The following is a 6483-nucleotide window of genomic DNA, read 5'->3' on the forward strand; positions in this document are numbered from 1 at the left end:
GAGAAACCGGTTCCGTCACAAGCGTCGCATGGCTCCTGGACCCGACCCGAGTCCAGGCAGTGCGAGCATCCTTCATTTTTGCCCATGGTACTGTCTCCACAGGCGCAAGTTGGCTAGATCAGCCACACAGTCGAGACTGCGTAGGGAGCGGGTTGCGCCATCCCGAGCCTTGTCCAGCGTTCCCATCGGAACACTGAGCGATGCGCATGTTCGCCAAAGACGTCGCGGCCATCGTAGTGATCGTCGAACAGCGGAAATCTAGACCGGATCGAGCGGATTTCAAGGGTGCCTAGTTTGCTGATGGGCGCAATCCTCGCCTGAGACCGGGTTCCTTCGAGAATCGTTACCGACAGGTTGCCCGTCGTTCAGCGAAATCGCCGTGCGGCGTTCATCTCCTCAAAGTCTGGCCCCATCGACCTCGCGCTCCGTCCGGATGCATAGACGTTCGCGGCAAGCCAGAACTCTTCGCCGGTCCTGTCGACGTCGGAGATCTCCTTCCACCAGAGACGTCGTACCGGATCCCAGCGGTAGGCTCGTTCACGCAGGAGGTCCTTGACGTCGAAGGATGCGCCGACGGCGCGAACGAGCCAGGAAGGGGTCGCCGAGCGTTCGAGAAGGCGGGACAGGGCAGTAGTGTCGTCCGAGAACGTGTGGCGCAGAAGCTGAATCACGGCGTCGACGTCCGCAGATCCGCTGTGCGCCTGATGAAACCATCCGGCCTGACCGAGGAGATGTCCAAGGGCAAGCCCGTCGAAGCCGTTTCCGCGCCAGTCGATCTGGGTCATCGAGCAGGCCCAGTCGCAATCGCCCGCGTCCTCCAGGCGGCGTTCGACCCAGGGACGGTCGAAGGCGGCGTTGTGTGCGACGATGACGGTCGCCGAGCGCAACAGCCTGAGCGCCGCCTCGTCGTCGATACGCCGGGCCCTCACATCCTCGTCCGTCAGACCCGTGAGCCGGACGACCTCGGGCGGGATGGGGACACCCGGATCTTCACGCCAGCAGTACCCACGGTCGATATGCGTGATCACGCCGTCGGCGTCGAAGCGGAACCTACGCATCGCCAGCTCGATGATCGCCCCCGTGTCGACCACTGTGCCCGTGGTCTCCACGTCCACGGCGATTCCAACGAGTGTCGACGACGAATCGCCGAAGCCCGTCGGGCCTTCCGAAAGATCGAGACGGTATTGTACGCGCACGTCCTCGCCACCGGACGCATGAAGGCCTCCGGCCTCGTCATGGCCTGCCATGATTGTTCTCCTTGAAGTCGGGAGTCGCACGCCGGAGCATCCCGCGGCGTGATCAGATCTCGATGCGCTGCTCGATGTCGACCTTGAACGACGCGGCGGACGCGCGTTCGACATTGCGCTCGGTGAGGCGGATCATGTCGGCTATCGCGGCCGGGACCAGCGACACGGCGATGGGCGCGGCAGGGTGGAAGCCGAGCCGCAGCTCCGCCACCGGGATGACGTCGTCGCCGAAGCGGTCCCGGAGCCGCTGGATCACCTGGACGGAATGGGTCGCGACCGAGGCGTGGAACGCCTGGATCATGATGTTTTCGTCCACGAATGCAATCGTCGCGGTGAACAGGCGGGGTTCCGGCGGCGAACTGGAGCGCATGCTGCGGCCCCGCTTTGGCCGCCGTTGCACGCCACGCGGCGTTCCGTGGCCTGTGGACGGCTCCTGGTGCACGGGGCGGCCGTTCACGTACACCCGTCCGGGCGGCCGAGCCGCCCGGGGAGCTGTACGGCGCGTTTCCGTCGTCTTCCTAGCCTTCATCAGATCCTCCTCCTGCCGGGTTCCGTCGTCAGGCCATCAGCGGCGAGGGCTGGCCGGACTCGTCGTCCAGCAGATCGTCGACGGTAGCGGGATCGGCATCGAGCCCGATCGACAGGCCGTGAAGAAGGATCGCACGCAGGCAACCGTCGAGCCCCAGCGCAGCTTCGATGCCGTCACGGCCACCGAAGAGTTCGCGCGGCGCCAGCATCCATGCGACGGGGTCCTGGTCGAGCCCCTCGCGCTGGAAGCGCGCTCCGGTCTCCGCCGCCACGAGCGCCAGGCGGATCAGGCGCCTGCGGGTCACGAGGAGCGGGAGATCCTCGCCGCTATCGGGGTCGAGCGGATCGGGCATGTCGAAGACGTGGGGCATCTGACGAACGTCGGAGGTCTGAGACTGTTCGAAGCCTGCAAGCATGGTGCTGTCCTACCTGTCTGTATGTCTACTTTCCTGAGCCGGAGACCTGTACTCATGGTCATCCTGGGAGACAGATGGGAACAGCCGGAAAACATTTCAATAGTTCTAGAAATGTCATTTTTACAAAATGGCGGCTGATCGTGGCCTTACCTTTCGGGCACGGTGCGGTAGCGGGTAGCATCGAATTCCCTACGGCCGTGCGACCTGTGCCGCCGATCATGCAAGACGCGCTCGTCCGTGCGGTATTGCACCAGAAAAAGTCTCCACTGAAGAAGCCGATCGATCGGTCGTTACAGCAGGTATGACCATGGCACTTGGCAATACCTCGACCATCGGCGCTACCGTGCGCATGCAGGCCCTGCTTTCAGCCGCTAGTGCGGCCCGGGAAACGGCGAATATTCCGAAGCCCGCCGGCGAGGAGACCGATAAACTCCAGACCGCCACTGCTCCCGCGAGGACGGATGCCGCAGGCGGCACGGAATGGCCGAGGCGCGAGGCCTCGTCGGATGGGCCGCGGCAGGAGGTCGATCGAAGGATCGAGGACGGCAAGAGCGTCAGGATCACCGTCGTATCCTACAGTGATGGCTCGACGGAGAGCCTGACGCAGTTCAAGGCCGACGATCTGATGTTGGAGGTGGCAGGTTCTCTTGCAGACACCTTCCAGGACGTGGGTAAGCCGAGCGACTGGGGACAACGGGGCATGCTCTTGAACAAGACAGCCTGAGGGGCGGACTCCGACAAGCTATCGCCTACGCTCGCCGCGTCCGATGGGAGCAACGTCGGAAAACGGTCCTGCAGAACATACGAACAGCGGATCTCGCGGCGATGTATCGGGACGGATTCTGTCCCGCTCGGGGGAGCCTGCCGGACGTGCCGAAACGAACTGACGCGCCCGGGGGCCTTCTGTGTTCCACGGCAGTTCAGGACGCTCCTTGTGGTTCCGGCATCGTCGGTCCGGAAGATCGAGGCGTATCGGCGTGGCCGCGCCGGATCCCTCTATGTTCGAGATCCGGCGCGGATGAAATGCGACTGGCCACCGGCTACGCCGGCTCGGTCTCTAGATGCGGTGACATCGCCTGGTCAGAAGTTGTAGTTGATCCGCACTCCGTAGGTGCGTGGCTCACCGACGTGCCGCGCCACGTTGTCGATCTGCCTGAAGGCATCGGTGTAGTAGTATCTGTTCAGTAGGTTGCGGCCGAATGCCGTAACCCGCCAGCGACCCGCCGGATCGGCGATGCCGATTTGGCCATCGACCAGCGTGTAGGCGTCGACGAGGAGCAGCGAGTATGGATACGGCGAGGCGGGAGCGTTCCGTCCGAAGGCGCTCGTAGTCGAAGAACGGTGGCTGGCGTTTACGCCGGCGAAGGCGTCGAGACGCGAAGTCAGGCTCCACTCGTAGTCGATCGAGCCCTGCAGCATCCACTTGGGGGTGAACGGAAACGCCTCGCCCCTGAAGTTGGCGGGGGCGCCAAAAGGGTTGAAGTTCTGGAAGTCCGACGTGACCTCGGTATCGACATAGGTGACGGCGCCGTTCAGATCGAGACCCGGGAGCGGCTGGACGGTCGCGCTGAGCTCGGCGCCCCTGACACGCGATTTGGGAACGTTGACCAGCGCCTCGACCGCACCGAAGACCCCGAGCGGATCGACGACCCGCGCCCTCAGCTGCTTGTCCTTGTAGTCGTAGAGGAAGACAGCACCGTTCAACTGTACGATGCGCACGCCAAGGTCCGTCTTGAAGCCGGCCTCGTAGGCCAGGACCGATTCCTGGGTCACCGCCCGATACGATGCGTCGGTCGTGCCGTTCAGGTTGGGAAAGCTGCCCGACTTGTACCCCTTGCTCACGTTGGCGTAGATCAACGTCCTTGCGATCGGTTTGAAGTCGATGCCCAAGCGCCAGGAGGTGTTGCGTTCCTCGAGGCTAGAGATCACGAGCCCGCTCGTTCTCCGGGCGCTCGAGACGGTCACGCAATCGCCTCTGGTCACAACGGGTGCCGCCGGATTGATGCGGCGAAGGACCACGTTGATGAACCCTGCGAAGTTCCATCCGTATCACGCATGCACCCGTTGAAGTCCGTGTCCGACCACGTGCGCCGCGCACCGGCGTGGATCGAAAGAGCATCGGTGAGCTTCAGGTCCGCATTGCCGAAGATAGCCCTGTTCAGCGTTTTCTGGCGGGTCGGGACGAAGGTGGCGAAGATTGCGCCGAAGCCGGACGCGATCGGTGCACGACCGCTGGTGCTCTCGCCGAGGATGTACGTATTGTCTTCCGCCGTGCGATCATTCGAGACGAATCCCCCGACCACGTAGTTCAGCCGATCCGCGAAGACGTCACCGCTAGCGCGCAGTTCCTGCTGGAAGCTGTCAATTGATCCATCTTGTCGGACTTCTGTGATCGAAATGGGACTGCCATCAGTGTCCCGAAAGTCATTCTGCCGGAAATGGGCCGTGTTCGTCACCGAAGTGAACGCCAGGCCATCGGATACCTCGTACTCCAGACGCAGCGCCGCCTGATAGAACTTCTGATCTGTTCTAAGCGCGCCGTAGGGACCGAAGTCCACGCGACCGAGGCGCAGAGGTACGGGTTTCTGCGACAGGATCTGCGCAGTGGCTCTCGCAGGGGTCTGAGGCGTGACGGCGAGGAGTGCCGCGGCAAGACTGTCGGACTTGTCGCGCCACACGTTGAGATTGAGAGATGCGGAGAACCGTGAGCTTGGCTTCCACTCGGTCAGGACGCGCAGCTTCACCACGTCGAGATCGCCGTTCCTGCGCCTGGACGTCTGTGCTCTCTGCCATGCCCCTCCCTGATCGACCGCGTACGAGATGCGCATGGCCAGCGTTTCGGACAGGGGGCCTGAGACGAAGCCGTCGGTGGAGAAGCGGCCGAAGCGAGCAGCGCTGGCGTTCACACCGGCACGGAAGGTGTCCGTCGGCTTGGCAGCGATGTAGTTGATCGCGCCGCCGGTCGAGTTCTGGCCGAAAAGGGTGCCCTGCGGCCCCTTCAGAACCTCTACCCGCTCGAGATCCATGGTCGCCGCCTTGGCCATTATCGGAAAGGCATAGCCCACCTCGTCCACGTAGACGCTGACGGCTGGCGACGCCCCCAAGGACTCCTCGTAGAAGCCGACGCCCCGCAGCGTGTAGATCGGCGCACCCTTCTGGCTTGAGGAGAAGCTGAAGCCTGGCACCACTCGGGCAAGATCCGCGACATCCGATATGCCCTTGGCGGTCAGCTGATCCGATCCGAGCGCAGATATCGCCATACCGACCGAATTGATCGCCTGGCTGCGTCGCTGTGCGGTCACGATGATGTCTCCGACCCCGGCAGCCTCTGCCGTTGCAGGAGCCTCAGGGGCGTCGACTGCGATCGCTGTCGGACTTTCCCCCGCTCGCTGGATCGGCTGGGCGCTGGGTACCGTTTGGGCCTGCGCGGCCGTCAGAACGGCTGCGCCGCTGGCAAGTAGACTGGCCACGAAGAACGCCGACCGCGCGAAGTGTCTGTTCCGCATTCAGATTTTCCTCTCCCTGACGAGCCTCCGACGCAATTCGAGACGCCTGGCGTGTCCGTGCGCAGGCGCAGAGTGCAAGGAGGCTTTCGTTTTCGCTGACCGGCTGTGGGCTCTATTCAGCTGTAACAAACGTTCGGACGTTTGTTATTGTGAGTCAAGCACGTATGTAGGACACGCCTCACGACTTCGTGACCGTCGGTGATTGACTTTCGGAAACGTACGAGCGACCGTATCGACCAGATCGTGCAGGCACGACGACGGGGTAGCCGGCCGAGCTCGAAGCACGTCCACATGCGACAGTAATCAAAGAGGATGGTGAGGTTCTGATGTCGGATCGTGTGGCGGCAGGACCGCAAGGGACCAGTCTCAGATTCCCGCGGTTGCGGATGCGACAATCGATCATGGTCGATCATCCGCGAGCGGCGAAGCGGATCGCATCCGAACGTTTATCAGACGGGAGCTGACGGGATGTACAAGCCTGTCAACGGCGGAGCAAAAGCAGGCCAGCGGGGCGGAGTAAAAGCAGGCCACCTGAGGCGTGCGCTGACGATATGAAAAGGGCCCCGATCGGGGCCCTTTTCATATCGTTGCCGTCCTCGGTCTGAGTGTCAGGAAGATAGTATCTCACCGGTGTCCGGGTCGGACAGGACGCTGGCCTGGTTTTGCTCCGCCCCGCGGCGCCGGCGTCCGGTGGACTGCTTGAGGCGGTAGCTGTCGCCATTCATGGTCAGGATGGTGGCGTGGTGGGTCAGCCGGTCGAGCAGCGCGCCGGTTAGCCGCTCGGCG

7 protein-coding genes are annotated in these 6483 nt (G+C 63.2%); 1 reads left to right on the forward strand and 6 read right to left on the reverse strand.

Features of this window, described 5'->3' with window-relative positions:
* Positions 1 to 365: 365 nt before the first annotated feature.
* From NI18_RS06710 to NI18_RS22150, 3 genes are all read right to left on the reverse strand, one after another.
* On the reverse strand, positions 366 to 1247 hold the full coding sequence (locus NI18_RS06710) for a 3'-5' exonuclease (RefSeq protein WP_052149039.1): 882 nt from the start codon (positions 1245 to 1247) through the stop codon (positions 366 to 368).
* A gap of 52 nt (positions 1248 to 1299) precedes the next feature.
* Positions 1300 to 1617, reverse strand: coding sequence for a hypothetical protein (locus NI18_RS06715; protein WP_128082112.1), 318 nt, complete (start codon positions 1615 to 1617; stop codon positions 1300 to 1302).
* Between the two features lie 187 nt (positions 1618 to 1804).
* Positions 1805 to 2191, reverse strand: a complete 387-nt coding sequence (locus NI18_RS22150) for a hypothetical protein (RefSeq protein ID WP_306286267.1) — start codon at positions 2189 to 2191, stop codon at positions 1805 to 1807.
* 307 nt (positions 2192 to 2498) lie between these two features.
* On the opposite strand from NI18_RS22150, the gene NI18_RS06725 reads away from it, so the two are divergent.
* Positions 2499 to 2915 (forward strand): hypothetical protein, encoded by a 417-nt coding sequence (locus tag NI18_RS06725; RefSeq protein WP_128082113.1) that lies wholly within the window; start codon positions 2499 to 2501, stop codon positions 2913 to 2915.
* Between the two features lie 356 nt (positions 2916 to 3271).
* Here NI18_RS06725 and NI18_RS24180 read toward each other — a convergent pair whose 3' ends face one another.
* From NI18_RS24180 to NI18_RS06740, 3 genes are all read right to left on the reverse strand, one after another.
* Complete coding sequence (locus tag NI18_RS24180; protein ID WP_157840495.1) at positions 3272 to 4156, reverse strand: TonB-dependent receptor; 885 nt, start codon at positions 4154 to 4156, stop codon at positions 3272 to 3274.
* 14 nt (positions 4157 to 4170) lie between these two features.
* Entirely contained in the window at positions 4171 to 5697 is a 1527-nt protein-coding gene (locus tag NI18_RS24185) for a TonB-dependent receptor (RefSeq protein ID WP_128082115.1), read from the reverse strand.
* Positions 5698 to 6305: 608 nt separating this feature from the next.
* Positions 6306 to 6483, reverse strand: a 178-nt coding sequence (locus NI18_RS06740; protein WP_037528952.1) for an ATP-binding protein, incomplete at its 5' end; no start/stop codon positions are given.

Origin of the sequence: Sphingomonas sp. Ant20, assembly GCF_000783375.1 — a bacterium.
Classification (GTDB): Bacteria; Pseudomonadota; Alphaproteobacteria; order Sphingomonadales; family Sphingomonadaceae; genus Sphingomonas; species Sphingomonas aerolata.